The sequence below is a fragment of the Streptomyces sp. Edi2 genome (assembly GCF_040253635.1).
GTDB lineage: Bacteria > Actinomycetota > Actinomycetes > Streptomycetales > Streptomycetaceae > Streptomyces.
Genome location: NZ_JBEJGX010000003.1, coordinates 8,931,529 through 8,958,067 on the forward strand (window position 1 = coordinate 8,931,529; position 26,539 = coordinate 8,958,067).

23 protein-coding genes and 2 pseudogenes are annotated in these 26,539 nt (G+C 71.1%); 10 read left to right on the top strand and 15 right to left on the bottom strand.

Features of this window, described 5'->3' with window-relative positions:
- Positions 1 to 25: 25 nt before the first annotated feature.
- The 10 genes from ABR737_RS42670 to ABR737_RS42715 form a co-directional block, all read right to left on the bottom strand.
- Positions 26 to 376, bottom strand: a complete 351-nt coding sequence (locus ABR737_RS42670; protein WP_350256517.1) for a UBP-type zinc finger domain-containing protein — start codon at positions 374 to 376, stop codon at positions 26 to 28.
- Entirely contained in the window at positions 373 to 1,830 is a 1,458-nt protein-coding gene (locus ABR737_RS42675) for an ATP-binding protein (RefSeq protein ID WP_350256518.1), read from the bottom strand. The genes ABR737_RS42670 and ABR737_RS42675 overlap by 4 nt, the downstream gene beginning before the upstream one ends.
- Positions 1,827 to 3,506 (bottom strand): NAD(P)/FAD-dependent oxidoreductase, encoded by a 1,680-nt coding sequence (locus tag ABR737_RS42680; RefSeq protein WP_350256519.1) that lies wholly within the window; start codon positions 3,504 to 3,506, stop codon positions 1,827 to 1,829. Before ABR737_RS42680 ends, ABR737_RS42675 begins: the two co-directional genes overlap by 4 nt.
- A 288-nt stretch (positions 3,507 to 3,794) precedes the next feature.
- Positions 3,795 to 5,192, bottom strand: coding sequence for a M1 family metallopeptidase (locus ABR737_RS42685; protein WP_350256520.1), 1,398 nt, complete (start codon positions 5,190 to 5,192; stop codon positions 3,795 to 3,797).
- Between the two features lie 97 nt (positions 5,193 to 5,289).
- Positions 5,290 to 9,201, bottom strand: coding sequence for a Pls/PosA family non-ribosomal peptide synthetase (locus ABR737_RS42690; RefSeq protein WP_350256521.1), 3,912 nt, complete (start codon positions 9,199 to 9,201; stop codon positions 5,290 to 5,292).
- Between the two features lie 332 nt (positions 9,202 to 9,533).
- A complete protein-coding gene (locus ABR737_RS42695) occupies positions 9,534 to 10,820 on the bottom strand; it encodes a PucR family transcriptional regulator (protein WP_350256522.1) in 1,287 nt (428 codons plus the stop codon).
- A 257-nt stretch (positions 10,821 to 11,077) separates the two neighbouring features.
- Complete coding sequence (gene mhpA / locus ABR737_RS42700) at positions 11,078 to 12,859, bottom strand: bifunctional 3-(3-hydroxy-phenyl)propionate/3-hydroxycinnamic acid hydroxylase MhpA (RefSeq protein ID WP_350256523.1); 1,782 nt, start codon at positions 12,857 to 12,859, stop codon at positions 11,078 to 11,080.
- A gap of 28 nt (positions 12,860 to 12,887) precedes the next feature.
- The gene (locus tag ABR737_RS42705) at positions 12,888 to 13,808 is read right to left on the bottom strand and encodes a VOC family protein (protein ID WP_350256524.1); all 921 of its coding nucleotides are present in this window, start codon (positions 13,806 to 13,808) and stop codon (positions 12,888 to 12,890) included.
- Between the two features lie 44 nt (positions 13,809 to 13,852).
- Complete coding sequence (locus ABR737_RS42710) at positions 13,853 to 14,725, bottom strand: fumarylacetoacetate hydrolase family protein (RefSeq protein ID WP_350256526.1); 873 nt, start codon at positions 14,723 to 14,725, stop codon at positions 13,853 to 13,855.
- 145 nt (positions 14,726 to 14,870) lie between these two features.
- Positions 14,871 to 15,308, bottom strand: coding sequence for a lipocalin-like domain-containing protein (locus ABR737_RS42715; RefSeq protein WP_350256527.1), 438 nt, complete (start codon positions 15,306 to 15,308; stop codon positions 14,871 to 14,873).
- A gap of 469 nt (positions 15,309 to 15,777) precedes the next feature.
- Between ABR737_RS42715 and ABR737_RS42720 the strand changes: the two genes are divergently transcribed.
- Positions 15,778 to 17,247, top strand: coding sequence for an MDR family MFS transporter (locus ABR737_RS42720; protein WP_350256528.1), 1,470 nt, complete (start codon positions 15,778 to 15,780; stop codon positions 17,245 to 17,247).
- Between the two features lie 173 nt (positions 17,248 to 17,420).
- Here ABR737_RS42720 and ABR737_RS42725 read toward each other — a convergent pair whose 3' ends face one another.
- Positions 17,421 to 18,011 carry a TetR/AcrR family transcriptional regulator gene (locus tag ABR737_RS42725; protein WP_350256530.1) on the bottom strand — a complete coding sequence of 197 codons (591 nt, stop codon included), beginning with the start codon at positions 18,009 to 18,011 and terminating at the stop codon, positions 17,421 to 17,423.
- Between the two features lie 70 nt (positions 18,012 to 18,081).
- On the opposite strand from ABR737_RS42725, the gene ABR737_RS42730 reads away from it, so the two are divergent.
- Positions 18,082 to 18,975: an NADP-dependent oxidoreductase gene (locus ABR737_RS42730; protein ID WP_350256531.1), complete on the top strand. Its 894-nt coding sequence runs from the start codon at positions 18,082 to 18,084 to the stop codon at positions 18,973 to 18,975.
- Between the two features lie 393 nt (positions 18,976 to 19,368).
- Here ABR737_RS42730 and ABR737_RS42735 read toward each other — a convergent pair.
- Together ABR737_RS42735 and ABR737_RS42740 are read right to left on the bottom strand one after the other, a co-directional pair.
- Positions 19,369 to 19,543, bottom strand: a pseudogene (locus ABR737_RS42735) (IS5/IS1182 family transposase); the annotation flags it as partial.
- Between the two features lie 52 nt (positions 19,544 to 19,595).
- Complete coding sequence (locus ABR737_RS42740) at positions 19,596 to 20,129, bottom strand: hypothetical protein (protein WP_350256532.1); 534 nt, start codon at positions 20,127 to 20,129, stop codon at positions 19,596 to 19,598.
- Between the two features lie 503 nt (positions 20,130 to 20,632).
- Between ABR737_RS42740 and ABR737_RS42745 the strand changes: the two genes are divergently transcribed.
- The 6 genes from ABR737_RS42745 to ABR737_RS42770 all read left to right on the top strand — a co-directional run bounded on the left by ABR737_RS42745 (position 20,633) and on the right by ABR737_RS42770 (position 24,265).
- The gene (locus tag ABR737_RS42745) at positions 20,633 to 21,637 is read left to right on the top strand and encodes an alpha/beta fold hydrolase (RefSeq protein ID WP_350256533.1); all 1,005 of its coding nucleotides are present in this window, start codon (positions 20,633 to 20,635) and stop codon (positions 21,635 to 21,637) included.
- Between the two features lie 151 nt (positions 21,638 to 21,788).
- The gene (locus ABR737_RS42750) at positions 21,789 to 22,196 is read left to right on the top strand and encodes a hypothetical protein (protein ID WP_350256534.1); all 408 of its coding nucleotides are present in this window, start codon (positions 21,789 to 21,791) and stop codon (positions 22,194 to 22,196) included.
- A gap of 14 nt (positions 22,197 to 22,210) precedes the next feature.
- Positions 22,211 to 22,423 (top strand): hypothetical protein, encoded by a 213-nt coding sequence (locus ABR737_RS42755; RefSeq protein WP_350256535.1) that lies wholly within the window; start codon positions 22,211 to 22,213, stop codon positions 22,421 to 22,423.
- 37 nt (positions 22,424 to 22,460) lie between these two features.
- A complete protein-coding gene (locus ABR737_RS42760) occupies positions 22,461 to 22,667 on the top strand; it encodes a hypothetical protein (protein ID WP_350256536.1) in 207 nt (68 codons plus the stop codon).
- On the top strand, positions 22,613 to 23,299 hold the full coding sequence (locus tag ABR737_RS42765; RefSeq protein ID WP_350256537.1) for an enoyl-CoA hydratase/isomerase family protein: 687 nt from the start codon (positions 22,613 to 22,615) through the stop codon (positions 23,297 to 23,299). The genes ABR737_RS42760 and ABR737_RS42765 overlap by 55 nt, the downstream gene beginning before the upstream one ends.
- A 564-nt stretch (positions 23,300 to 23,863) precedes the next feature.
- The gene (locus ABR737_RS42770) at positions 23,864 to 24,265 is read left to right on the top strand and encodes a hypothetical protein (protein ID WP_350256538.1); all 402 of its coding nucleotides are present in this window, start codon (positions 23,864 to 23,866) and stop codon (positions 24,263 to 24,265) included.
- A 163-nt stretch (positions 24,266 to 24,428) separates the two neighbouring features.
- On the opposite strand, the gene ABR737_RS42775 is transcribed toward ABR737_RS42770, so the two are convergent.
- Complete coding sequence (locus tag ABR737_RS42775; protein ID WP_350256539.1) at positions 24,429 to 24,707, bottom strand: hypothetical protein; 279 nt, start codon at positions 24,705 to 24,707, stop codon at positions 24,429 to 24,431.
- A 137-nt stretch (positions 24,708 to 24,844) separates the two neighbouring features.
- Positions 24,845 to 25,327 carry a MarR family winged helix-turn-helix transcriptional regulator gene (locus ABR737_RS42780; RefSeq protein WP_350256540.1) on the bottom strand — a complete coding sequence of 161 codons (483 nt, stop codon included), beginning with the start codon at positions 25,325 to 25,327 and terminating at the stop codon, positions 24,845 to 24,847.
- Positions 25,328 to 25,702: 375 nt separating this feature from the next.
- Here ABR737_RS42780 and ABR737_RS42785 point away from each other — a divergent pair.
- Together ABR737_RS42785 and ABR737_RS42790 are read left to right on the top strand one after the other, a co-directional pair.
- Positions 25,703 to 26,148 (top strand): annotated as a pseudogene (locus ABR737_RS42785) (TIGR03618 family F420-dependent PPOX class oxidoreductase).
- Positions 26,149 to 26,316: 168 nt separating this feature from the next.
- Positions 26,317 to 26,520 (top strand): PASTA domain-containing protein, encoded by a 204-nt coding sequence (locus ABR737_RS42790; RefSeq protein ID WP_350256541.1) that lies wholly within the window; start codon positions 26,317 to 26,319, stop codon positions 26,518 to 26,520.
- Positions 26,521 to 26,539 lie beyond the last annotated feature (19 nt).

The window sequence follows — 26,539 nt, forward strand, 5'->3', positions numbered from 1 at the left end:
GGCCAACCCAAGTGGTCGGCTCCGGCTAACCCAGGTGGTCGGCCCAGTCCGCCGGGACTCGTCCCGCGGGGCCGGGGGTGGGCTGATCGGACGGGTGGCTCTCGGGGGGAGCCAGGGGCGGGCCGGTGGCGTACACCTGCGAGGTCCCGTAGTGGTAGAACCAGGTCTCGCCCGGTTCGAAGCTGCGAATGACTGGGTGCCCGGTGGCCCGCGCGTGGGCCGTGGTGTGCTTGGCGGGCGAGTCGTCGCAACAGCCGATGTGGCCGCACTGCGCGCAGCGTCGCAGGTGGAACCACCAGCCGCCGTCGGCCTCGCACTCGGCGCAGCCGGTCCCGCTGGGTGGGACCGAGGGGTCGATTCCGTCCGGGGAGTTCATGTCGGCTCCTGTGGGGGAGGGGGCTCGGCGGAGGCCAGCGGGAGGCGCACCTGGAAGCGGGTGTCGCCGGGTACGGAGTGGAACCGCAGGTCCCCGTTGTGCTTGTTGACGACGATCCGCCATGAGATGTCCAGACCGAGACCGGTACCTTCACCCACCGGTTTGGTGGTGAAGAACGGGTCGAAGACGCGGTCGCGGATCTCTTCGGGCACTCCGGGACCGGTGTCGCAGAACTCGACGAGCAGATGGTCTCCCTCGCGGGCGGTGCGTACGGTCAGCGTGCCGTCGGTGTCCGTGCCGTTCATCGCCGAGACAGCGTTGTCGATCAGATTCGTCCACACCTGGTTGAGCTCACTGGGGTAGGCCGGGATCTTCGGCAGGCTGCGGTCGTAGTCCTTGACGACGGTGATGCGGGGGCCGATCTTCGCGGAGACCATCAGCAGGGTGCTGTCCAGCAGTTCATGCACGTCCGCGACCTGGTGGGGCGCCCGGTCGAGTTGTGAGTACTGCTTGGCCGCGGTGACGAGGGCCGAGACACGGTTGGTCGACTCCTCGATCTCGTTCATCAACAGTTCGGTCTCGACGGTGTAGTTGAGCCACCGCACGGCTTCCTCAAGGGTGTCCGCGTCCACCGCTGCGGCGATCTGGTCCAGCCAGTCGGTGTCGAGGCCCGCCTGGACGAAGGTGGGGGCGAGCTGCCATCCGTCCCCGATGCCGTGGTCGTCCAGCCAGTCGGAGAGGATGTCCTCCCGGTCCGAGGCTTCCAGCGGGCTCAGGGTGGTGGCCTTGGCGACGCGTTCGGCCGTGCGTTCCTGGGCGTCGATGAGCGTCTGCAGGCTGTCGCGCCGGTAGGGGCGCGCCGCGATGAGGCCGAGCTTGTGGCGCATCCCTGCAACACGGTCGCGGAGCGCGGACGTGGCGCGCACTGCCGCGGTGGCGGGGTTGTTCAGTTCATGGGTCAGCCCTGCGGACAGCGACCCGAGAGCCAGGAGCCGTTCGCGCTGACCGACGGCCTCCTGGGTGCTCTTGGCGCCGAAGAAGAGGCCTTCCAGCAGGTGCACGGCCATGGGAAACCACTCGCGCATGATCGCGGCGAAGGTCTCGGCCGGCAGCACGAAAAAGCGTGCGGGCTCGATGACCCGCAGGGAGCTGTTGTACACCTGCCGCAGGCGGTCGCCCAGGTAGGCCTGGAAGGCTCCCGCGTACACCCCGCGGCCGGAGCTGCGGGTGATCTCGACGTCGTAGTCCCCGATCCGGCGCGAGAGCGCGAGGGTCCCTTCGAGCAGCACGTAGAAGCAGGTGGCGTCGTCGCCCTCCCCGTACACGGGCCCGGGTGCGAACTCCTCCACGCGGCCTTCGCGGCAGAGCCGGTCGATCTGGTCGGGGGCCAGCTTCTCGAAGAGGAAGAGGGAGCTGAGTTCTTCCCGGCTGCAGGGCCTCGGCCGGCCGTTCATGACTGCTCCAGATATCGGTGGGCGAGCATGACCGCCATGGCTCCCTCGCCCACTGCGGAAGCGACACGCTTGGCGGACTCGGCGCGGGCGTCACCGGCCACGAACACGCCCGGGACGTTGGTTTCCAAGTGGTAGGGCGGCCGGTCCAGCTCCCAGCCGGCCGGCGGGCGTCCGTCCGCGGTCAGATCGGGGCCGGTGAGGATGAACCCGTGGGAGTCCCGCAGCACCGTGCCCTCCAGCCAGTCGGTCAGCGGGGCCGCGCCGATGAAGACGAACATCCACTGGGCGTCGACGAGTTCGGTGTCGCCGGTGGTGGTGTCGCGCAGGGTGATCTGTTCCAGTTGATGCGCACCGTGGGCGGCATCGACGACGGTGTGGGTGCGCACCGAGATCGTGGGCGTCTCGTCGACCTGCTGGACGAGGTAGTGCGACATCGACGTGGACAGGGAAGGTCTCCGCACCAGTACGGTGACCGACTTCGCGCTCCGGGCCAGGTAAATCGCGGCCTGGCCGGCGGAGTTCGCGCCGCCGACGATGTACACGTCATGGCCTTGGCACGCGGCCGCTTCGGTCAGGGCGGAACCGTAGAACACGCCGCAGCCCGTCAACTCGGTCACCCGGGGCGCATCCAGTTGCCGGTACGACACGCCGGTCGCCAGAATCACGGAGTGCGCGGCGACGGCGGAGCCGTCCGAGAACCGGACGACGCGCGAGGCGCCGTTGACCTCCAGCCCGGTGACCTCGCGCGCGGTCAGTATCTCGGCGCCGAACTTCGCCGCCTGACGCCGGGCCCGGTCGGTGAGCTGCGCGCCGGACACGCCGTCCGGAAAGCCGAGGTAGTTCTCGATGCGTGAGCTCTGGCCCGCCTGGCCTCCGGTCGCCGAGCGCTCCACGAGGACGGTGCGCAGGCCCTCGGAGGCCCCGTACACCGCCGAACCCAGACCGGCCGGTCCGCCGCCGATGACGACAAGGTCGTAGAAGTCGGTGGCCGGGGTGGTCGCGAGACCGACCCGGGCTGCGAGTTCCGGGTCCGAGGGTTCGACGAGGGCCGTGCCGTCCGGAGTGATCACCAGCGGGAGCCGCAGGCCGCCCTCCTCGCCCGCGGCGCACAGCAGTCGCCGGCCTTCCGGATCGTCGGACGAGTACCAGCGGTACGGCACCTGATTGCGGGCCAGGAACTCCCGTACGGCCGACGAACGGGCCGACCAGCGGTGCCCGACGACCTTGGTGACGGCCACCGGCCGGTTGTCGGCGGTCCGCCAGGCCTGCAGCAGGTCGTCGAGGACGGGGTAGAGCTTTTCCTCGGGTGGCTCCCAGGGCTTGAGGAGGTAGTGGTCGAGGTCGACGACATTGATCGCGTCGATGGCGGCGTTGGTGTCCGCGTACGCGGTCAGCAGTACCCGCCGGGCGCCGGGGTAGATGTCGAGAGCCTGCTCGAGGAACTCGATGCCGTTCATCTTCGGCATCCGGTAGTCGGCCAGGAGCACGGCGACGGGGCCGCCGCGCAGCTTCAGCTCGCGCAGGGCGGCCAGCGCGGACTCGCCGGACTCCGCGCGGACGATCCGGTACGACGCGCCGTAGCGTCGCCGCAGGTCGCGGGCGACGGCCCGCGACACGCCCGGATCGTCGTCCACGGTCATGATGACGGTCCGCGCCGGACCGGCGGTCTGCTCCATAGGCATCTCGTCCCCGAGTCGATCACCGTTCCCGAGTCGTTCGCCCTTCCGCACCGGCTTCAGCGGCCTGTCCGGTACGACGCCAGTGCGCGAGCAGTGCCCATTTTATGGGGGAATATCATGCTTCGCTCTGCGCCGTCAGGGACGTGGTTCCGATCATGGCCATGGGGGGCGAGGCGATCTCCACCGTCCTGGCACTGTGCTCCACCGTGTGTGCCCTGCGTCCGGCGCCGTGCGCAGCGGCGCCTACCTGTGGCGGGGGGACCAGGGACCGGCGCGGCCTGGCAGTCAGTCCGGCGACAGGGGGTCGACCTGCAGTTTTGCCGGATGGCGGGGCCCCGCGGGCTGCGGTAGCGGCGGCAGGGAGGGAGCTCGCAGCCAGGCGTCGAAGAGGCCGTCCAGGGGGGCGGCCGCGTACCGCTGGGCGTGCGCGGTGAAGTCGTCGGTGCTCACGGCCCCGTGGCGATGGATACCGGTCCAGTCCTTGAGCATCGGGAAGAAGGCATCGTCGCCGAGGGCGCAGCGCAGCGCATGGACCGTCAGCCCTCCCCGCTCGTAGAGCCGGTCGTCGAACATCAGCTCCCTGCCCGGGTCGGCCAACAGCAGGTCCTGCGGAAGCGAGGCCAGCAGCTGGTGCGCGGCGGCGGCGTGAGAGACAGCACTCCGGCCTCCTGCGTGCTCCGACCACAGCCACTCCGCGTACTTGGCGAAGCCCTCGTTGAGCCAGATGTGCTGCCAGTCGGCGACCGAGACGCTGTTGCCGAACCACTGGTGGGCCAGTTCATGGGCGATCAGGCGTTCCGAGGTGCGTGCGCCGTCGAGGTGGTTGGCGCCGAAGGTGGCGATGCCCTGGGCCTCCACGGGGACGTCCAGTTCCTCGTCGGCGACCACGACCGTGTACTCCCCGAAGGGGTACGGTCCGAAGGCCTCCTCGAAGAACTGCATCATGCGGGGCTGCCGGGCGAAGTCCTCGGTGAACTCGGGCAGCAGCCGCGCGGGCAGGTAGGCGGTCTGCGGCACCGGCGGGCGCCGTCCGTCCACCGGGACCGGGCCGGCGAGCGGCACGGCCGTGTATCTGCCGAGGGAGACGGTCATCAGGTAGGCCGAAGTGGGGGCCGGCTGCTCGTATACCCAGGTGGTGCTGCTCGCCCGGGTGGTGCGGCTGAGCAGCCGGCCGCCGACGATCGCGGTGTACGGGGACGGCGTGGTGATCGCCACCCGGTACGAGGCCTTGTCGGCCGGCCGGTCGTTGCAGGGATACCAGGACGGTGCTCCGACCGGCTGGCTGGCCACCAGCGCACCGTCGGTCAGCTCCTCCCAGCCCAGGCCGCCCCACGGGCTGCGCACCGGCTCGGGGTTGCCGGAGTAGCGCACCCCGACGGTGAAGGCGGTGCCCGGGGCGAGCGCCTTCGCCGGGCGGATCCGCAGCTTGTCCGCCCGGTGGGTGTAGCGCACGGTCCGGCTGTCCAGCAGTACCCGCTGAATCCTGAAGGCGGCCAGATCGAGGATGATCTCCCCCAGTGGCGCCGGGCCTGCCAGCGCGCTGAGCCGGGCCGAGCCGCTGAGCCGATTGGACACCGGCCGGTAGTCCAGGTCGAGTGCGTAGTGGCGGACCCGGTAGCGGGGATCCCCGTGATCCGGGAAGTACGGGTCCGTACCGGGAGGGGAAACCTGTCGGGGGTTCAACGGTCTCACTCCCTCCTGGCAGCGGTGGGCTGACTCCTGGTAGCGGTGGGTTGACTCCGGGCACCGGTGGGCCGCCGGTGCGGCGTCGCGCTGTGCCTCATTCTCGCCAGGCCGCCATCGGGTTGCCCAGCCACCGGGTGCCGTCCGGGACGGTTTCCGCACCCATGGCCAACGACGCCGGCCCGAGCGTGCTGCGCGCCCCGAGGGTGCTGCCGGGCAACACGATGCCGCCGGGACCGAGTGTGGCGCCCTCGCGGAGCACCACGGTGTTCATCCGCATGATGCGGTCGTGAAAGAGGTGGGTCTGCAGCACACAGCCCCGGTTGACGCTCACCCCGTCCTCCAGGGTGACCAGGTCGGCCTCCGGCAGCCAGTAGGTTTCGCACCACACGCCCCGGCCGACGGAGGCTCCCAGAGCCCGCAGCCAGAGGTTCATCAGCGGGGTGCCCGGCACCGCACCGACCAGCCACGGCACCGCCAGCACCTCGACGAAGGTGTCGGCGAGCTCGGTACGCCAGACGAAGCCGCTCCAGAGCGGGTGCTCCGCCGGGCGGAACCGGCCCACCAGCAGCCACTTGGCGGCGATGGACACCCCGCAGGCAACGATCCCCGCGGCCGGCAGCACCAGGCCGGACAGCAGCGCGGCCACCGCCGGCGAGCCGTGTCCGGCCAGGTGGGCCAGCGCGGCAACCGTCAGCAGGCCGAGGGCGGCGGAGACCAGCACCGGAAGCAGCCGGCACCCTTCGACCAGTCCTCGGGCCCAGAGCAGCCGGGCCGGCGGATCGTAGGTCAGGTGACGGTCCACGGTGTCGGCCGAGCGCGGCAGACGCATGGGCGGCATCCCCAGGTACGAGCTGCCCTTCTTCGCCTTCTCCGGAGTTGCGGACAGCACCCCCACCAGGCCTCGCGCGGGGACGGCGCGGCCCGGCGCGGTCATGCCGGAGTTACCGAGAAAAGCCCGCTCGCCGATCTCGGCCGTGCCGATCCGCAGCCACCCGCCGCCCAGCTCGTACGGGGCGACCAGGGTGTCATCGGCCAGGAAGGCTCCGTCGCGCACCGTGGTGAGCCCGGGCAGCGCCAGCACGGTGGAGACCTCGACGCGCCTGCCGACCTTCATTCCCAGCGCCCGCAGCCAGACGGGAGTGACGAGGCCGGCGTAGAGCGGGAACAGCGTGTCACGGGCCCGGTCCATGAGCTGGCTGACGGTCCAGGCCTGCCAGCCGGTCCGGCCGTGCAGCGGATACCAGCCGGGGCGCAGACCGCGGCTCAGCAAGCGGACGGCGACGATCAGCAGGGCGGCGTACGCCAGCCCGAAGGCCAGCGTGGCAGGCACGAGCGCGATCAGCGCTCCGCATACGGCGTCGCCGAGGCCGTCCCCGGCGTGGACGAAGCAGGCCGCCACGGCCAGTGCCGGGAGTGCTGCCGGCAGCCGCAGCAGCCCGAGCCCCGAACCGCTCATTCCGTAGAGCGCCGCCCACCCGGCCCGGCGCGGGGGACGACGCTTGGGCCAGCGCCGTTCGGCCTTGCCCAGCTTGACGGCGGGCGCACCGCCCCAGTGCTGCCCGGTCGGCACTCGGGCGGTGACGACGGAGCCGGGCGCGACCTGGGCCCGCTTGCCCACCCGGGCGCCGGGGAAGAGCGTGCTGCGGACACCGACCACCGCGCCGGAGCCGACCTTCACCGGACCGACCTCCAGCCGGTCCCCGTCCAGCCAGTAGCCGGACAGGTCCACCTCGGGCTCGACGGCACACCCCCGGCCCAGCTTGAGCATCCCGGTGACCGGCGGCAGCGAGTGCAGGTCGGCATCCGGCCCGATACGGGCGCCCAGCGCCCGGCCGTAACGGACCAGCCAGGCCCCCGACAGGCAGACCGCCCCGCTCACCTCCGCGAGCCGTTCCGCGGTCCACAGCCGCAGATGGACGCTCCCGCCGCGGGGGTAGCTGCCGGGACGCAGTCCCCGCAGCAGCAGCCGCGCCCCACCGGCCGCTATCGCCAGCCTGCCCGGCGGGCTGAAGAACAGCAGGCCACCGGCTGCCGGCCACCACCAGGAGACCGCCGGCGCCCACGGATAGCTGCCGCACCACGCCAGGACCTTGCCCAGAGCCAGCAGCGCGACGGTCCAGCGGAGCCCGGCCACGGTGAAGAGCGGCAGGAGCAGCAGCAGTTGCATGAGGCCGGCCCGGGCCGGGACGGGCGTCACCCGGCGTGTGGCGTCGCGTTCGTCCGGCACGGAACGCTCCAGCAGACGGGCCAACTTGCGCAGCGTGGGCTGCCGGTAGATGTCGCGGACGGCGGTGGCCGGGTAGCGGTCGCGGAGCAGGGTGGTGAGCTGGGCGGCGGCGAGGCTGCCGCCGCCGATCGAGAAGAAGTCGTCCCGGGCGTCGGTGACCGGCACACCGAGGATTTCGCGCCACTGCTCGGCCAGCCAGGCTTCGGTGCCGGTGGGCTGCCCTCCCGAACCCGGGAGGCCGGGACCGGGCCCTGCCGTCCGTGGCAGCGGCCAGGGCAGCGCGGCCCGGTCCACCTTGCCGGAGGTGCGGGTGGGCAAGGCATCGACGGGAGCGAGCAACGGCACCAGGGCGGCGGGCAGCTGGGCGCGCAGCCGCTCGACGGCCTTCGCCCGGTCCCAGCCGCCCCAGGTCACCACATAGCCGACCAGCAGGGGGTTGCCGCCGCGTGCGGTCCGGAGGGCGGCCGCGGCACCGCTCACGCCGGGCAGAGCCTGCAGGGCCGCGTCCACTTCCCCGAGCTCGATCCGCCGGCCGCCGAGCTTGATCTGATCGTCGTCACGTCCCAGGAAGAGCAGTCCGCCGGGCTCGGCCCGTACGAGGTCACCGGTGCGGTAGGCCCGGGGCCAGCCGAGTGACGCCAGCGGGCCGTACTTCTCGGCGTCCTTGTCGAGGTCCAGGTAACGCGCCAGTCCGGCCCCGCCGATGACCAGTTGGCCGCTGCCGCCCATGGCGACCGGTTCACCGGCCCGGTCCACCACGGCCACCTCCCAGCCGGACAGCGGCAGGCCGATCCTGACGGGCCCTTCGCCGGTCAGCAGCGCCGCACAGGTGACCACGGTCGCCTCGGTCGGACCGTAGGTGTTCCAGACCTCCCGCCCCTCGGTGACCAGCCGCTCCACCAATTCGGGCGGACACGGCTCACCGCCGAAGACCAGCAGCCGTACCTCGTTCAGCGCCTCGGCCGGCCACAAGGCGGCGAGTGTGGGGACCGTGGACACGACGGTGATGTCCTGTTCGGCGAGCCACGGGCCGAGACCCGCTCCGTCGCGCACCCGGGAACGCGGCACCGGCACCAGACAGGCGCCGTGCCGCCAGGCGAGCCACATCTCCTCGCAGGAGGCATCGAAAGCGACGGAGAGACCCGCCATCACCCGGTCACCCGGACCGATCGGCTCCTCCTGGAGGAACAGCGCCGCCTCGGCGTCGACAAAGGCCGCCGCATTGCGGTGGGTGACGGCGACGCCCTTGGGCCTGCCGGTGGAACCGGAAGTGAAGATGATCCAGGCGTCATCCGCGGGACCCGGGCGGCGCGGAGAGCCGCCGGCGCGGATGCCCGTCAGGGTGAGACGCCGCCCGGCCTCCAGGACGGCGCTCACCGCCGCCTCGCCGAACACCAGATCCGCACGTTCGTCCGGGTCCTCGGCGTCCACCGGTACGTACGCCGCACCCGCGGTGAGCACCGCCAGAATGCAGACGTAGAGGTCATTGGTACCGGACGGCAGCCGCACCCCGACGCGGTCGCCCACGCCGATCCCGGCCGACGCCAGTCGGCGCCGTAGTGCATCGACCTCACCGGCGAGCTCCTGGTAGCTCAGCGAGGTCCGTCCGTCGTCCAGGGCCGGCTCGTGCGGATGGATCAGGACGGTGGCGTCCAGGACGTCCACGAGCGTCCGGGCAGCGGGAGCCGTACGTCCGCCGAACACGGCGGGAGGGCCGTCGGCGCGCTCACCGACGGGGTCCGGTTCCCGCACCATGCGCCCCGACACCAGGTCAACCATGCGCTCCTCGTCCTTCGTTCCCCTTGCACGCCCCTTCCACGGCGACGGGTCAGGGCCGGGGCCGGCGCCGGGGGACCGGGGGGCGTGTACCTCGTGCCGGGGTGCCGTGCGGCTCCGCCCCGCCGCGGCATGACACGGCATGACACGGGATGAGATGGCACGGCACCGCGGCACGGAGCAGGTGAATCGCCTGCAGGGCTCACTCACTCGCCCGTCCATGCGAATATCCGGCATCCCGCAATGCCCAGCGAGGATTACGGGCAAAAGGGTTGCTTTGTCCGGACCGCGCAGCGCTCCCTCCCCGCCGGGAGGGAGCGGGCCCGTCGGCGTCGTCAGCCGAGCAGGGCGCGGGCGATCTCCAGGGCGAGCCGCAGTTCCAGCGTGTTGTCCGTGGTGGTGGCCGTGGGCAGGAGTTCTTCCGCGCGTTTGACGCGGTAGGTGACGGTGTTGCGGGCCACGTGCAGGGTGCCGGCGGCGGCCCGCAGACTGCGTTCCGCCGCGAGGTAGACCCGCAGGGTCTCGCGCAGCTCCCGTACCCGGGTGCCCTCGGAAGCCAGGGGACCGAGGAGGTCGTGCACGAACCAGCGGGCGTGTTCGGGGTCGGCGGTGGCCAGGGCGACCAGGCGCGCTTCGCGGTAGTCGGTCAGCCAGCCGCCGGGAGCGAGCCGGGCGACGCGTTCCGCCTCGCGGGCGCCGTAGTGGCTGCGGCGCATCCCCGCCGCGCCGGGCGCGGGTGGGCCGAGGGCGACGTTCACCCCCGGGGCGCGGTCGGTCGCGGCCCGTGCGCGGTCGGGGAGGCTGGTGAAGTCGTCAGGGGCGTGCAGCCACAGCCAGGCGACGGTCCCGGTGGCGGGGATCATGAGCGGCCGGCCGGTGCCGGCCGTGCGGGCCAGCGCGGTCGCCGTGTGTTGCAGCCGCTCCGCTGTGGGCAGCGGGTCCTCCGTGCTGGTGCACCACAGCACGGCGGCCAAATGCGTACGGGTGACGTCGTAGCGCAGCTTCCGGGTTGCGGCTTCCGGGTCCACCGGGCGGGCGGCCAGCAGGTCGTCGATCGTCTTGCGGCGGGCCGCTTCGTCACTGCCGCGCCAGCGGTCGCGTTCGGCGATGTAGGACTCGGCCATGAGGCTGGCGTGGGTGTCGGCGTGGGCGAAGAGTTCCTCGGTGACCCGGCGCAGCTCGGGGAGGCGTTCGCCGGCCGGGACGTACTGCTCGACGGCCGAGGTGAGTTCCTGGGTGAGTCTGGCGTGGCCGAGCCGTACTCCGCGCAGGACCCGGTCGAGTCCGACGCCCCGGCGCGCGAACTCGCGGCAGCCCTCCAGGGCTTCATCGGGCATCGCGCCTCCCTCGCCGGCGCTCTCGGTGAGCAGCAGGCGCATGGCCGCCAGGACCGTCGACTCGGTGGAGCGGCGCAGCGTGGCCAGGGGCGCCGGGCCGCCGCCGTGTTCGGGAACCTGCTCCAGGATCTCCGCGGCCATGGTGTCGGCGGTCTGCACCGCCCACCGGACGGGGCCGGGTCCGAGGACGGCGGTCATGGCGGTCACGGCGGCCGGGGACAGCGCCGGCTCGTGGTGCGGGTGGTCCTGGTCCGCCTTGAGCTGCCGGAGCCATTGCCGTGTCATGACCGCCTCCCTTCGGGTCCATGGTGCCGGGCCGAGGACCGCACCGCTTCCGGCTCGTCCCGCCCCATCCCGCCCCATCCGTCGCTGTCACCCCCTACCCCCACCGGTCTCTGCCGTCCGCCGTGGACCGTCCCTGCCGTCCGGGCCGTCCCTGCGGTCCGGGCCGTCCCTGCGGTCCGGGCCGTCCCTGCGGTCCGGGCCGTCCCTGCCGTCCGTCCGCCCCTCCCGGCGCGGACGGACGCAGGGACGGAGCTGCCTCACCGGGCGGGCGACACGGCGGCGGGTGCCACGAACTCCTGGGATGCCACGAGCCCCTGCCGCAGCGCCGCCACCAGGCCGGGCACCTCCGCCATGCGGGGCGCACCGCCGAAGAGGTAGTGGTCCGGACGCAGCAGCAGAGCCTGCAAGCCGCACCGTTCCAGGTGGGAGCCATAGGCGCCGTCAAGGTCGACGACATCGGCCGGCCCGTTCGCCGCCGGGTCTCCGGTGACCCGCAGGAGGCGGATGCCGAGCCGCGCACACCAGCCGAGTGTGTCGTCGTCGAGGACGGTCCGTGGGTCCTCGGTGGCGAGCAGGGCGAAGCCGGTGCCGATGACCTGGTCGAAGAGCCCGGCGCGGCCGCGGAAGCGTACCCGGCCCTGGTAGCTGAGCTGTCCGGCCGGGGCCGTCGGGGTCCCGTCCGCTGCCTGCCGCAGCAGTCCTCCGGTGAGGATCTGCGGGGGCATCTCCGCCAGCGGGTCCCGGCCTGCCCGCCGGTCGGCGAGCATCCGCGTGTCGCGCAGGGCAGCGGCTGCGGGGTCGGGTTCGCAGATGATGCCGCCCAGGAAGACGGAGAGTTCGATGGCGTGCTGCAAGTGCTGGGAGCGTTCCGTGGTGTAGGTGTCCAGCAGGGGCTCGCCGGCCTCGCCGCGGAGCACGAGGTCCAGTTTCCAGGTGAGGTTGGCGGCGTCGCGGATGCCCGAGCACATGCCCTGGCCGGCGAACGGCGGCATCTGGTGGGCCGCGTCACCGGCCAGCAGCAGTCGGCCCTCGCGCCAGTTCCCGGCCCAGCGGGCGCGGAAGGTGTAGACGGTGTGCCGCTCCAGGGTCGCGTTGCCCGGGTGCAGGTCCCAGCCGGCCAGCAGCCGCCAGGCGTTCTCCGCGCTGCCGAACTCCGCGGCCGATTCGCCGGGCAGCAGCATGAACTCCCAGCGGCGCCGGCCCGGACCGCCGGAGACCGCCGTGGTGGGCCGGCGGGGGTCGCACACCTGGAGGTTGCGCGGGGCGAAAACGCGGTCCGGGTCGTGCGGGAGGACGTCCAGGACCAGCCAGTCGTGCTGGAAGCCGCGGTCGGTCATCGGGGTCGTCATCCGGGAGCGGACGAAGCTGTTGGCGCCGTCGCAGCCGACGACGTACTGCGCGCGCAGCGTGCGGTGTCTGCGCATTCCGCCGCGGAGCACCGGCTCGTCACCGGCGCTCTCGCCGACGGTCAGCGAGACCCCGGCTGCGTCCTCGGTGAGATCCGTGGCCTCCCAGCCGCGCAGCACCTCGACTCCCGCGGTGCGGTGGGCGTGCGCCTCCAGGGCGGCCTCCAGCTGCGGCTGGGTGAAGAGGTTCATCGCCGGCCAGCCGGAGGCGCCGGTGTCCTCGAATGCCAGCCGCAGCAGCGTCTCGCCGCGGCCGTTGCGCCACTCGTAGTCCGCGGTCGGCTCGCTGAAGGTGGACAGCGTGTCCGCCAGGCCCAGCGAGGCCAGGATGCGGGCGACCTCGTGGTCGAAGACCACCGCCCGCGGCAGCGGATAGGGCTGCGGCCAGCGTTCGACGAGGCCGACCCGCCATCCCCGGGCCCCGAGCTGTATCGCGCAGCTGAGCCCGACGGGCCCGGCACCGACGACCAGCACGTCATATGTGTCATCGCCGCCCGACGCGACGGCGACGGGGCAGGGGCTGGCAACCGGGAGGGCGCCGGCAACCGGGGCGGCGCCGGTAACCAAGGCGGGGCGGTCGGCCGTCTCCGTCGCGCCACCCGCTTCGGCATCCGTCGTCTGGTTCTCGTTCATGGTGTCCTCCTGCCGTACGGGTCGGTCGTCAGCTCGCGTCGTGGGCGCCGGTCATCAGCGCGGCAAGGTCCTCGGGCGCAAGGAAGGAGGGCGGGACCGGCGGGCCCCAGTTGTAGAGCGAGCGGGCGTCCTCCCACACCCGGGGCGTCCACAGCTGGTCGTCGACGATGCAGTCCATATCGGCGAAGTACTCGGAGAAGTTGCCGGCCGGGTCCTTGAGGTACCAGAAGAAGTTCGAGCCGACGTGGTGGCGGCCCAGGCCCCAGACATGGCGTTCGGGGTGGCCCTCCAGCATGTGCGTCGCGCCGCGCCCGACTTCGTCGACGTCGTCGACCTGCCAGGAGGAGTGGTGCAGGAAGGGGATCGGCGCCTGCTGCACCAGGACGTTGTGATGGTCGGTGGAGCAGCGCAGGAAGGCGGCGCCCGGAACCAGATCGCTGACCTTGAAGCCCAGGCCCTCGGTGAAGAACCGCTGCGAGGCCGCCTGGTCGGTCGACCCCAGCACCACATGCCCCAGGCGGCGCGGCCGGACGGTGCCCTCGCGCAGGACCGCCGGTGCCCGGCCGTCGGGCCGCTCGGCGCGTCCGGGCGCGTTGTACGGCACGGGTGCGGCGGCAGGTTGCACGAGACGGGGCTGGACCTCGACGGTGACGGTCACCTCCGTCCCCGGATCGACCGCACGCAGGCAGTGCCCGTCGCGGACGTACGGCAGCTCCAGGCGGCTCAGGGCGGCGCCGATGTGCCCAAGGTCGTCGGCGTCATCGGCGGCGACCACCAGTTCGTCCAGCCGGCGGCGGGCGGCGTGCACGATCTTCAGCTGCTCGCCGCCGTCGGCCGAGGCGAAGCGCCCGCGGCCGAGCGCGGTGAGCCCGAAGTCGGCGTAGTAGTCGTGCGTGGTGCCCACGTCGGGCACGCCCATGGTGATCCGGGCGAGACGGTGCAGGGGCATAACGGTTCCTTCAAAGGGGGGAGAGGGACAGGGATGTCATCGGGTCAGGCGCCGGGGCCGTCGGGGTAGCCGACGCCGGCGACCAGCCGGTTGCGGAGCGCGCCGATACCGTCGATCCAGCTGTGCAGTTCCTCGCCGGGGGCGAGGAAGCGGCGCGGAGTGCGGGCGCCGCCGACGCCCGCCGGAGTACCGGTGAAGACCAGGTCACCGGGCAGCAGCGGGCAGACGGCGGAGAGCCACGCGATCTGCTCCGCGACCGGAAAGACCATCCGGCCGGTGCGGGACGCCTGCATCGTCTCGCCGTCAACGGCACAGCCGAGTGCCAGGTCATCGGGATCGGCGAACTCATCGGGCGTGACCATGACCGGACCGGTCGGACTGAACCCCGGGAACGACTTGCCGAGCGCGAACTGCGGTGCCGGCCCCTGGAGTTGGATACGGCGTTCCGAGAGGTCCTGCCCCAGGGTGAGACCGGCGACGTGCTTCCAGGCGTCCTCCGCACGCACCCGGTGCGCGCGGAGGCCGATGACCGCGACCAGTTCGACCTCCCAGTCCACCATCGCGCTGGGCAGCTCCACCGTGTCGTAAGGACCGGCCAGCGAGGTCGGGTACTTGGTGAAAACGGCCGGGCGGGCCGGGGTGTCGAGGGCGGACTCCGCAATGTGGTCGGCGTAGTTCAGCGCGACCGCGAACACCTGGCGCGGGCGCGGCACGGGGGCGCCGAGCCGGCGCTCCTCCAGCGGCATCCGCTCGGCGTCCTGCGCGGCAGGTGTCCGGGCCCAGGCGGTGAACTCCTCCCAGCGGTCGAAAACGGCCTGCGGGTCGGACGAAAAGCGACCGACACTGGCCTTCTCCACGTCGACGGCTCCGTCCTCGTGAACGAGTACCAAACGGTTGCCGAGATGTGCTGTGCGCATGGCGCACCACCTCCAGAAAGAAAGAAGGGAAAGGGGAGGGAGAAGAAAGGGAGAGGGAGAAAAGGAAAGGGGAAAAAGGGGGAAGCCGAGTGCTGCGGGACACAGCGGCAGCACGGGAGAGGAACGGCCCGCGCCGCCTGCGAAGTCAGCCCCGCATTCGGCGCCACCGCAGACGCTGACGGGCTCCGTCGTCCGTGGCGGCCGTCAGCACCAACTCGTCCGGCTCGCGGCGGACGCCCCGCTCCAGGGCGATTCCCACCCACGGCCCGTAGTGGCTCGCGACGACGTGATGCCGCACCGACCCGTCCGGCATGCGCTCCCAGCGCCCGGCGTACGCCACGGTCCCGCCGGCCACCCCCGCCTCGGTGGCGGCTTCCGGTTGCCCCGCGGCCCGGCCGGCGATCGCCGGGTCGCTCGTCAGCAGTGCGCTCATCCAGCCGTCGCGGGTGTACAGCAGCATCCCGCCGGGCCGGTCACCCAGCGGCCGGGTCTCCTTTCCGGCCCGCTCGACCGAGCAGCGCACCAACCTCCAACCGCCGATGATCTCGTCCACGTCCACGCCCACCTCTACGTCCACGGCCATATACGCCTCACAGGTTTGATTCCGGACCGGTCCGGCCGGGGACCGAGCGCCCAGGAGCACCACACAGGAGCACCACACCGGAGCACCACACAGCAGCACCCGGCCCGACCGGACCGCGGGCGACCGAAGCCGCCCACGTCCTCAGCCAACCGCGGCCCCCGCCCGCCCGCCTCGGCCTGCGAGCCCAAAGAGTGGGTCCGTGTTTGCGCTCAGTGGCCGCTCCGCGGGACCGGCGGGGCCGTCAGCGGGGCCGGTGGGGAGGGGCTGGCGGCGCGACGCATACCTTCGTCCGCGGGTGAAAATTCGGGTGAGATCGGCGCGACGATGCGAAACACTCGCGCTGACCGATGAGTCTTACGAGGCATGCCGGTCTCTTCCTACAATCACCACCCACCCACCACCCACGTTCGTGCCGACAGCCCTTGGCTGCGAGGCGACTGTGCCCAGGAACCCCCAGCGAGGTGCTGCCATGACAGCTGCGATTCAAGAACGACCGGCCGTGCAGACGGGCCGCATACCGACTGTGGTGCGACTGCTGGTGCTGGCCACATTCGTGGTGATCCTGAACGAGACGATTTTGATCAACGCCATCCCGCGGTTGATGGAGTCGTTGCACATCACCCAGCAGTCGGCGCAGTGGGTCTCCACGGTGTTCATGCTGACCATGGCCGCCGTGATTCCGATCACCGGCTGGTTCCTGCAGCGGGTCACCACCCGCCAGGCCTACGCCATCGCGATGGGAGTGTTCCTCGCGGGTACGGCTCTGTCGGCCGTCGCGCCCTCCTTCGAGGTGCTGCTGCTGGGACGCGTCGTGCAGGCCGCAGGGACAGCCGTGATGATGCCCCTCCTGATGACCACGTTGATGATCGTGGTGCCCGAGCAGGACCGCGGCCGGGTGATGGGCAACGTCACCCTGGCGATCTCGGTGGCGCCCGCGCTCGGACCTGCTGCCTCCGGGCTGATCCTGCAGGCCGGCTCCTGGCGGATGCTGTTTGTGGTCGTCCTGCCGATCGCGGGCCTGGTGACCCTGTTCGGGCTGCGCAAGGTGGACAACATCAGTGAGCCGCAGGTGAGCGCCATCGACTGGCTCAGTGTCTCCGTGGCGGCGCTCGGCTTCGGCGGCCTGGTGTACGGTCTGAGCCTCCTCGGCGAAAGCGGCGGCAGATTCGGGCTCGGCATCGGCATCGTCGTCGCCGGGGTCGCGGCAATCGCGGTTTTCGTGATCCGTCAGCTCAAATTGCAGCGCACCGGCACGCCTTTGATGGACCTGCGAACCCTCGGTCACCGCACCTATGCCCTGTCCCTGGCCCTCATTTCCATCGGTTTCCTGGCGATGCTCGGGTCGATGATCCTTCTGCCGCTGTACCTGCAGAACGTACGCGGGCTCAGCCCGCTGGAGACCGGCTTGCTGGTCATGCCGGGCGGCCTGGCCATGGGACTGCTCGGACCGACCGTGGGGAAGCTGTTCGACCGGTTCGGCAGCCGGCCGCTGGTGCTGCCCGGCTCGATCGGGATGGTGCTCACCCTCGCCGGTTTCACCCAGGTCTCGATGACGATGCCGTACTGGCAGGTGCTGGGACTGCACGCGCTGCTGATGGTGAGCCTGGCGGCGACGTTCACCCCCGTCTTCACGCTGGGCATGGGCGCGCTTCCCCCGCACCTGTACCCCCACGGCAGCTCGATGCTCGGGACGTTGCAGCAAGTCGCCGCGGCGTTCGGGACCGCACTCGTGGTGACCGTGATGTCCGCGCGCACCGGTCACCTGGTCGCCGACGGCGTCGCCGCAGTGCCCGCAGAGCTCAGCGGAATGAAGCTGGCCTTTGCCGTCGCCGCCGCTCTCAGTGTGGTGACCATCGTCTTTGCCGCAAAACTGCCGCGCAGGATCGCCGACGCCGACGCCCACGACAGCAACGTCGCGGACCAGCCCACCGGATCATGAAGGCCGGCGGGAGCGAGCCGCCGTCCCCATGACCATTGCGCGGCCCTCCAGCCGTCGCCGACGCCCGCTTTGCCACAGAGAGACGCCTCGACTCACACCGAGACCGCGAAGGCCGGACGGTGTCGAGGCCGACGCGTTACCCGCGCCTCGGCCTCGGCCGGCCGACGGCGACTCTAACGACCGCCCGCAGAAGGGCAGGTGACCTCCCAGGCCGCCTCGATCATCCGGAAGATCTCGTCCAGCGCGGCCTCCGGATCGGTCGCCTCACGGGCCAGCGAATAGGCGTCGATCACGAACCTCGCGATCGTCCGGCTCGCTGTTGTGGTCTGTGACAGGTCGGGATCGGCGGCGATGGCTGTTCCCAGCGACTCTGCATGGCGCAGCCTCATCGACTCCTCGTACTCCCGCAGCGCAGGCGATGCGTCGATCATGTGCCAGATCGGAGCGGCGCCGTCCGCCGTGCAATGCCGCACCAGGGCCTGGATCTCGCGGCGCAGTGCAGGGATGAGCGGTTCGTGCGGTGCCCGGCCGGTGACCGCCTGCGTGAGGCGTTGCTCGAAGTCCTCGTCCTGCTCGAACACCAGGGCCTCTTTCGAGGCGAAGTGGGAGAAGACCGTGGTGACGGCCACGTCGGCCTCGGCGGCCACGTCACGGATGCCCACCGCGTCGTACCCGCGTTCCAGGAAGAGCCGCAGGGCGGTGTCAGCGATCTTCTGGCGGGTCGCGGCCTTCTTGCGCTCACGGCGTCCGGACTGCACGGTCATGCGCTGACACTATCAGGAACAAACTCGAAATCGTTCTCAAACCCTAACCGTTAGTGTTATCTTCGTCCGCATGAAGAAAGTGAGCTTCGCCGAGTTCGGCGGTCCGGACGTTCTGCAACTCATAGATGCCGAGGAGCCCCACGCGGGCCCCGGTCGGGTACGCATCGCCGTGCGGGCGGCGGGCGTGAACCCCTTCGACTGGAGGGTCCGTGAGGGCCAGATGCTGGCGGCCCACCCGGTCGAGTTGCCCGCCGGAGTCGGGCAGGACGCCGCCGGGGTGGTGGACGAGGTCGGCGAGGGTGTCGAAGGGGTCGAGGTCGGCGACCACGTCTTCGGCGAAGGCTCGAGCGCCTATGCCGAGTTCGCCGTGCTGTCGGCCTGGGCCCGTATGCCCGAGGGGCTGACATTCGAAGAGGCGGCCGGGTACCCCTCCGTGGTGGAAACCGCGCTGCGCATCATCCGCCAGGTCGATGTGGAGCCCGGGCAGACGCTGCTGGTCAGCGGTGCGTCCGGGGGAGTCGGATCGGCGGTGCTGCAGATCGCCCGCGACCGCGGCATCACGGTGATCGGCATGGCCGGGGCCGCGAACCAGGACTACCTGCGCAGCCTGGGTGCCCTCGCCACGACGTACGGTGAGGGCTGGGTCGAGCGGGTGCGGCGGCTCGGCCCTGTCGACGGCGCTCTCGATCTGGCCGGCTCGGGCGTGATCCGCGAGCTCGTCGAGCTGACCGGGGATCCGCAGAAGGTGATCTCCATCGCCGATCTCGCCGCGCCGGAGCTCGGCGTCCGGTTCTCCGGCGTGGCCGGGAGCATGCCGGAAGCGCTCGCCGAGGCCGTCGGCCTCATCTCGAGAGCGAAGCTCCATATCCCGGTCGAGAAGTCGTACACACTCGCCGAGGCCGCGGCGGCGCACATCGACAGCAAGGCCGGTCACACGCGCGGGCGCCGGGTCGTGGTCGTCTGAGCCGCTTCCTGCGCAGCGGAACGCCCCGGCACGGTGGGCCCAGCCGCTCTGGCAGAAGGTGATCGTCGCGAGCAGGGTCAGGGCAGCGGCGTCGATGACCAGTTCACCGATACGGCATGCCGGGCCTGTTGGTGTACGTAGGTACGCCGAGCTTGTAGGCAGCTTGTCGGAGGTGGTCTTGTCGAAGGTGGGCGGCGGGCGGCCTCCGGCACGGCCCTGCCGCTCGTTCGGCACCCGACGGGGGAGAGCGGGGGATGGCTCGACCAAGGCGCTGCGCCAGCCAATCAGCCGGGGCGATGGCAATTGCTGAGGAAGTGATGAGGCAACGACGGACGTTGCTGGGTCGAGCCGGTGTGTCACTGACTTCGGTTTGGCAGGGTGAACATTTGCGAGTTCCCTGCGGTGCGGGATGACGAGGCCGGTGCCGGGGGTAACCGCCGTCGGCGATCGTGGTGATCGTGGTCGTCCTCCCGACGGCGGCCGGCGCGGCGGACTCGGCCCATGCCTTGGAGTCGCTGCGGTGCCAGGGACGGGGGCCGACGTCGACGACCAGGCGGGGCCCTGCGTTCGCTCGCATGCACGGGGCCATCCGGGCTCGGCCGGTCTGGACCGACGAACCATCAGGCAGGTCGGCGCCGCTGGTAGTAGGCCCAGGCCAGGGCCAGTACGGTCGGGCCCCACAGCATCGCCGGGCTGATGCACACCCGGGCCAGGGCCATCCACCATCCGTTGCTGAACCCCGCCTCGGGCAAGACGCCCACCCAGACGAGCGGGTAGAGGTCGAACATCGCCACCAGGGCCAGGCCGCCCAGGACCGCCGGGATCACCGCGGCGAGCGGCGCCACCCGCCGACCACCGACGAACGGCATCCAGCGCGGCACCACTTCGCCCCACCCGCTCACCAAACCGGTGGTGAGCAGAGCCAGCGCCTCGGTGAGCACACTGAGCCCGACGACATAGAACGGAAACCACCAGGGGGCTTCCGCCTCGGCCGCCGGATCGATGGTGCCCATAGGGAAGTTGACGGCGAACGGCAACCGCCACAGGCAATGCGGCAGCACTATGAAGGGGAGAGCCTTGGCGAGCCGGAGGGCCCAGACGGGGACGGGATGCTCGGTGTCGCCGAGCGGAAGAGCGAGACGTGTGATCGGCATGACCCCTACCGTCGGCGAACCTCAACGACACCGCGTCGGCCACCCGCACGATCAGGATCCCCCACGAGAGCTACCCCTCGATCGTCCTGGCGGCTGACCGTCGGCAGGACCCGGGCGACCAACTCGGAGGTCGGTCCACAGAGTAGGGCAAACGGCCAGGTCAGAGGCTTGTCTCCGGCAGCGGTTCGCCGGGGGTATGACAAATGGGTGGCACTATGTCGTCGAGGAGGTCCGCGGGAATGCCGTCTGCACCCACCCCAGTTCCACCGAGGCCTTCAACGACGTCATCACGCCCCGTTGTCCGCACCGAACCGACGAACCGCAGACGGCCGACGGCAGACACCCACACCCGTTGGCACTCACGACTCTTTGACACCCACACCCGTCGACGCCCACCCCCATCGACCCCGCACTCACTCCCATGGCCCGCCTCAGCGACCCGATCGGAGTACATGACCTCGCCTGCCACCGCGGATGCATGAACGCTGGGTGCCATAGCTCTCATGGGAAGCGAGAAGGACATGTCGGCATTTCCGGTCACCCGCTCACGGCGGCGAATACGTATCGCACCTGTCTTGGCGGCCGGGTGCGCGATGGTCGTGTGCGCGGCGGTGGCGGCCCCTGCTGCCGCGGACGGTGGCGCGGCACCGGCCAAACCCACCATCGTGCTGGTGCACGGGGCATTCGCGGACGCCTCCAGCTGGAACGGGGTCGCCGAACGGCTCGAACGCCGCGGCTACACCGTCATCGCCCCCGCCAACCCGCTGCGCGGGCTGTACAGCGACTCCACCTACATCGCCTCCGTGCTGGACAGCATCAAGGGCCCGATCGTGCTGGCGGGCCACTCCTACGGCGGCGCCGTGATCAGCACGGCCGCCGCGGGCAACCCCAAGGTGAAGTCGCTGGTGTACGTGTCGGCGCTGATGCCGGACGTGGGCGAGAGCGGCATGTCCCTGGGCGCCAGGTTCCCCAGCGAACTCGGCACCGCCACCAGGTCCGTTCCGTACCGGGCCGGCGGCGGCGTCAGCGGGACCGACCTGTACGTCAAGCGCGACAAGGTGTACCCGGTCTTCGCCGCCTGCCTGCCGGAGAGCCAGGCGAACCTGCTGGGGGTCACCCAGCGGCCCGCTGCCACCACCGCGTTCTCGGAGAAGGCCAGGGGCGCGGCCTGGAAGACCATCCCCTCCTGGGCCCTCGTCGGCCGCCAGGACAGGACCATCAACCCGGACCAGGAACGCTTCGAGGCCAGGCGCGCGCACTCCCACACCGTAGAGATCGACTCCTGCCATGTGTCCCTGATCGCGCGCCCCGAAGCGGTCTCCGACCTCGTCCTCCAAGCCGCCACGGCTGCCACGGCTGCCGGATCCGCCGGGGGCGCGCTGGCCGCCACCGGGCCTACCCGCGACGCCCGGGCCGAGACCGTACTCGCCGGCCTCGCCGCTGCCTCGTTGACCGCGGGGGCGGGGGCCGTCCTCCTGGGCCGTCGCCTGAGACGCCGCGCGCGCTGACGGCGCGGTACGGCGTTCCTTCCAGTGCGCCGCCGCCCCCCCGCAGTGCCGCCTCCCCCCCCCCCCCGCGCCGCCGCCCGCAGCGTCGCCGCCCCGCAGCCCCGCCGCCCCGCAGTGGTTCGTCACCACGTCACTTCGGAAGGCGGTCCCCATGCCCCACGAACCTGCGGACGAGCAGGCCGGGGAGAGCGCCGGCGCCAGGACGCCCCGGCGCCGTGCGCTCCGCGCGGCCGGTGCGGGTGCGCTGGGCCTCGGCCTCGGAGGCCTCACCCTGACCGCCCTCGCGACGCCGGGCGGCGGACCTCCTGACCCCCGGGCCACCCCCGGCCGGCGGCCCCTGCCCACCCCGGAAGGCCCCACCCCGGAAGGCCCCACCCCGGAAGGCCCCACCCCGGAAGGCCCCTCCTCGGAAGGCCCCGGCTCGGTCCGGCGGGCACCGCACCTGCCGCCGGGGTTCACCAAGACGTTCACCGCGACGCCCTCCGCGGCAGCTTCGCGTGGTACCGCGCGCTCGACGCCACCACCGCGCAGAACGAGCGGCGCAAGACCCGCCGGCTGACCCTGCCCGTCCTGGTGATCGGCGGAGCAGAGGGCACCGGTGAGGGCGTCGGGAACACCATCAAGCTCGTCGCGGACCAGGTGCAGAGCCTGGTCGTTCCCGGCTCCGGCCACTGGGTCGCCGAAGAGGCGCCCGAGGCGATGCTGGCGGCACTGACACGTTTCCTGGCCCCGTACCGCGACCAAGGACGAGGCGTACGGCCCCGCGCCGGCACCACGGGGAGGTGATTGCCGCCGGGCCGTCACGAGCGCCGAGAGGAAAGACATGACCACCTCGTACAAAACCCTCAGCGCCAGCCTCAACGGCAATGTCCTTTCCGCCACCTTCCACGCGCCGCCGATCAACCTCATCGGTCCCGAGGCCGTGCGCGATCTGGTCGGGCTCCTGGAGGAGTTGTCCCAGCCGGCGCTGCCCGCGTGGTGGTCTTCGACAGCGCGGATCCCGAATTCTTCTTCCCCCACGTCGACTTGACCAAGGTCTCCGAATACACCGCTGAAGCCGCGAAGGCCGGTGGGCCGGGCGATGCCTCCGTGGGGATGCTGTTCCGCAAGCTGAGTCTGATCCCGGCCGTCACGATCGCCAAGCTGCGCGGCCGGGCACGGGGAGCGGGCAGCGAGTTCCTGCTCGCCTGCGATATGCGCTTCGCCTCCCGGGAGAACGCCCTCGTGGGCCAGCCCGAAGTCGGCATCGGCACCCCGCCCGGTGCGGGCGCGATCCAGCACCTGACCCGTCTGCTCGGCCGGGGCCGAGCGCTCGAAGCCGTACTGACGTCGGCCGACTTCGATGCCGAACTCGCCGAACGCTACGGGTGGATCAACCGCGCGCTGCCCGACGCCGAGCTGGACGAGTTCGTGGCCACCATGGCCCGGCGCATGGGGAACTACCCCCGCGAGGCGCTGATCGCGGCCAAGTCGGCCATCAACGCCGTCAGTCTGCCGGCTCCGGCCGAGGTACGCGCGGATGCCGCGCTGTTCCAGCAGCTTGTGAGGGGCGAGGCAGCGCAGCAACGCACCGCGGCGTTGTTCCAGCAGGGCTTCCAGACCCGTAGCCGTACCGAGCTCGAACTCGGAGACGTACTCGGCGACTTGAGGGCCGTCGACTGATGTACCCGAAGGCGGTCGCCATCGGGTACGGGCATCGCCCTCGCGACCGTGGTGATCCGTTCAGAGCGGCGTGGCAGAGGGCTGCGGGGCAGGCATTTCCCTCCGCCGGAGTCACGCCTGGTGTCGTGTGTGCGCTGAGCGTCATGCGGAGGAGTGTGGGAGAAGTGCGGAGGAGCGCGTCGTCGAGCGGAGGTGAAGGGGTGCGGACCGGCGTTCGGCCGTGAGGGGCAGCGGTGGTCGCGTACGCGCTCTGCAGCGTGCTGCCCGATGGGCTGCCCTCATGCCTCTGTCTCCCCATCCGACCTGATCCGACCTGATCTGACCTGCGGCGATACGGCTGTGCTCGTTCGAGATGCCCACCTGCCGATCGCCAACTAGCGTGAAGGGGTGAGAGTCGCAACCGGGACACGCCCCGGGCGGCAATGCTCCCGAGGGGTGGGAACACTTCAGCCGCGAGACGTGCTCCCGCGTCAAGCAGTGACCCTTGCGACCGCACCGCATACGGCGTATGCGTTGCGGCCCATCCACTGTCGACTGTCGATGGTGGAAGGAAAGGTGAGAATCATGCGAGCACCACATATCAAGCGTTCCCTCGCTGCGGCAGCTGCCGGTCTGATGCTGGCAGGTGGCGCCGCGCTCGGCGCGGCGGGCACGGCTACGGCCGCCCCTGCCCACACGACCCAAGCAGTCGCCCAGCACTCAGCCCATGACGGCTGCGGCTGGTATGACTGCGGCGGTTATGGCGGTTATGGCGGTTATGGCGGTTATGGCGGTTATGGCGGTTATGGCGGCTACGGCGGCTACGGCGGCTACGGCGGCCACGGCGGGTACGGCTATGGCGACTACGGGGGCTACGGCTATGGCGGCGGTTACGGCGGTGGCCATGGCTACGGCGGTGGCGGTTACGGCGGTGGCTATGGCTTCGGCGGTGGCGGTTACGGCGGTGGCGGCTACGGCGGCCGCTGAGGCAACCCCAGGAAAGGTGATGGGGCGGGCTCCCCGAAAGAGGAGGCCGCCCCCTTCTGCGTCGAGAAGTCAATCGCCCGGTCCGGGCTCGGGGCTCGGTCCGGGCTTGGTCCCCGCTCGGGTACCCGCGGACCGCCGGGCACCCGGGTATGACAGTCAATCATCAGCCGTTGTCGTCGTTGTATCCGCTGTCGTAGCCCGAGCTGCCATGGTCGTCGTGATGGTGATGGCTGTGGTGGGCGTGGTGGCTGCTGAACGTAAAGGACACGGCTGTCGGCGTCGTGGTGGCGACGTTGGCCGATGTCGTCTGTGGGGCTGCGGCGGGCGTGGCCGCCTCGGCAGCACCGGCAACGGCACCGGCACCCGCGCCGGACAGCGCAAGCAGGAGTGCGGTGAAGGCGGCGACGGTGAGCCGGCGGCCCCTAAGTGTCTTGGTGAACATGGTTGTTGTCCTTTGCGGATCTTGAATGGGCGCGACCGCAAGGCCTGTCATGGCTGTGTGCCTCCTTGGGTCGCTGTGTGCTTCGTGCGCTCCGGGAAAGCTCCGGGAAGCTCCGGCCGAGACCTGCCGGTGGCTGCTCAGGGTGCGGCCGGCGCACCGTTGGGCCGGGGGCGCTTCGTAGCGTTGTGGATCAGCTGCCGGACGACGGGCAGGGCTGCCCGCATGGCTGTGGCCAGCACCTCTTCGTCTTCCGCGGGCAGGCTTGCCGCCAGGTCGGCCAGGCGGGCGTGGTAGGCGCGCTGCCGTTCCGCCCGAAGTTTCTGCCCGGCGTTCGTGACGGTGACCAGGGCAACCCGTCCGTCCTCGGGATCGCTCACGCGCCGCACCAGGCCCTGCTGCTCCAGTCGCTTGACCAGCTGGGTCATCGACGGCTGAGCAATGCCCTCCGCCGCGGCCAGCGCCGTCAGCCGGACGGGCGCCTCACGTCCGAGCCTGTCGAGAGTCGAGGCGGCGGTGAGGCTGAGCTCCCGGTCGACCAGGTGCCGCACCATGAGGATCGCCACCTCCGACAGCGCGTCGGCAATGACTTCGTGGTTTTGACCAGCACGTGTTCGGTTCATGAGCTCGTCGCATCACTTTTCGCCGTAGGTCGGCTGATCGCTCCTGGTGGATGCCCTGAGCGGTGGGCGGGTGTGTCCACGGCATTGGTGGCGAGTTCGGAGGCCGTCACGGTGAAGGTGACGTCGGCGCGAACCTCGTCGGGGATCGTTCGCCGGGACGGGCGGCGCTCGCCGGACCACCGCTGTGGTGCACCAGCGGTCAGACGCATCCGGCCACTACCACGCCCTATTTGTTCCTTATGTTCATTTATATCACGCCCCTATATAGGAAGGCTATGGTTTTGGCGGCCTGGCTCGGCTCGGTGTCGGCTTCAGTCGTCGGAATCCACGGCTCCCACGAACTGTCTTGTCGATCATGGTTGGTAGCCTGCGGAGATGACTGCGACATTCGACGAAGCCGTCCGCGCCCGGCTGCAAGCCCCCAATATCTGGTATGTCGGCACCTGTTCGCCGACGGAGCACCGCAGGTCAGCCCGATGTGGGTGGACCTGGAGGGAGACGGCGAGCTGATGTTCAACACCTCGGTGGGGCGGGTGAAGGAGGAAAACCTGCGCCGCGATCCCCGCGTCTACCTCTCACACGCGGACGCCGTCGATCCCTTCGACCGCGTACAGATCAGTGGTGTGGTGGACCGCTTTGTCGAGGGCGAGGAGGCGCACGAGCGGATGGACCGCCTTGCCCGCAAATACCTGGGCAGCGAACGCTTCGAGTGGCTGATGCCGGGAGAGCGGCGGGTCGCGGTGATAGTGCGGCCGCTCAAGGTGCGGCACATCGTCGGGGTGGAGCGGTTCCGGCCCGGCGGCCCCGTCCCTGCTCCCTGACAGGCGCACCCGTCGTGACCATCGCCACCACCGCCTCGCCGGGTGACCCTTGCGCAGCGTGATCGTTTTCCGGTGGTGAACAGAATCGTTACTGCCTCGGTCCTTTCCCTCTGCTGCCTGGTTCCGGCCGTTCCGGCCCATGCCGACGGTCCCCGGACGATGCCGCAGGTGGCAGGCCATGGGCTGGTCTCCGCGTACGCGGCGCTCCGTTACGACACCTCCGTTCAGCTCAAGGACGGGCGCGGCGCCGGCCGCCATGTGCTGTGGCCGGCGGGCTGGAAGGTCTGTGCGCAGGATCCGGCGGCGGGCACGGACCTGCGGGGCCGGCGGGTCACGCTCACGGTGGTCAAGCGCACGGAGTCGTGCCGGTAGGGGCGTGCGGCGCGGGCTC

Excerpts from the sequence above, each read along its gene's own strand:
- ABR737_RS42670 (WP_350256517.1), bottom strand. The coding sequence starts at position 376 with ATGAACTCCCCGGACGGAATCGACCCCTCGGTCCCACCCAGCGGGACC.
- ABR737_RS42675 (WP_350256518.1), bottom strand. The coding sequence starts at position 1,830 with ATGAACGGCCGGCCGAGGCCCTGCAGCCGGGAAGAACTCAGCTCCCTC.
- ABR737_RS42680 (WP_350256519.1), bottom strand. The coding sequence starts at position 3,506 with ATGGAGCAGACCGCCGGTCCGGCGCGGACCGTCATCATGACCGTGGAC.
- ABR737_RS42690 (WP_350256521.1), bottom strand. The coding sequence starts at position 9,201 with ATGGTTGACCTGGTGTCGGGGCGCATGGTGCGGGAACCGGACCCCGTC.
- ABR737_RS42695 (WP_350256522.1), bottom strand. The coding sequence starts at position 10,820 with ATGACACGGCAATGGCTCCGGCAGCTCAAGGCGGACCAGGACCACCCG.
- mhpA (WP_350256523.1), bottom strand. The coding sequence starts at position 12,859 with ATGAACGAGAACCAGACGACGGATGCCGAAGCGGGTGGCGCGACGGAG.
- ABR737_RS42705 (WP_350256524.1), bottom strand. The coding sequence starts at position 13,808 with ATGCCCCTGCACCGTCTCGCCCGGATCACCATGGGCGTGCCCGACGTG.
- ABR737_RS42710 (WP_350256526.1), bottom strand. The coding sequence starts at position 14,725 with ATGCGCACAGCACATCTCGGCAACCGTTTGGTACTCGTTCACGAGGAC.
- ABR737_RS42715 (WP_350256527.1), bottom strand. The coding sequence starts at position 15,308 with ATGGCCGTGGACGTAGAGGTGGGCGTGGACGTGGACGAGATCATCGGC.
- ABR737_RS42720 (WP_350256528.1), top strand. The coding sequence starts at position 15,778 with ATGACAGCTGCGATTCAAGAACGACCGGCCGTGCAGACGGGCCGCATA.
- ABR737_RS42725 (WP_350256530.1), bottom strand. The coding sequence starts at position 18,011 with ATGACCGTGCAGTCCGGACGCCGTGAGCGCAAGAAGGCCGCGACCCGC.
- ABR737_RS42730 (WP_350256531.1), top strand. The coding sequence starts at position 18,082 with ATGAAGAAAGTGAGCTTCGCCGAGTTCGGCGGTCCGGACGTTCTGCAA.
- ABR737_RS42740 (WP_350256532.1), bottom strand. The coding sequence starts at position 20,129 with ATGCCGATCACACGTCTCGCTCTTCCGCTCGGCGACACCGAGCATCCC.
- ABR737_RS42745 (WP_350256533.1), top strand. The coding sequence starts at position 20,633 with ATGGGAAGCGAGAAGGACATGTCGGCATTTCCGGTCACCCGCTCACGG.
- ABR737_RS42750 (WP_350256534.1), top strand. The coding sequence starts at position 21,789 with ATGCCCCACGAACCTGCGGACGAGCAGGCCGGGGAGAGCGCCGGCGCC.
- ABR737_RS42760 (WP_350256536.1), top strand. The coding sequence starts at position 22,461 with ATGACCACCTCGTACAAAACCCTCAGCGCCAGCCTCAACGGCAATGTC.
- ABR737_RS42770 (WP_350256538.1), top strand. The coding sequence starts at position 23,864 with ATGCGAGCACCACATATCAAGCGTTCCCTCGCTGCGGCAGCTGCCGGT.
- ABR737_RS42775 (WP_350256539.1), bottom strand. The coding sequence starts at position 24,707 with ATGTTCACCAAGACACTTAGGGGCCGCCGGCTCACCGTCGCCGCCTTC.
- ABR737_RS42780 (WP_350256540.1), bottom strand. The coding sequence starts at position 25,327 with ATGAACCGAACACGTGCTGGTCAAAACCACGAAGTCATTGCCGACGCG.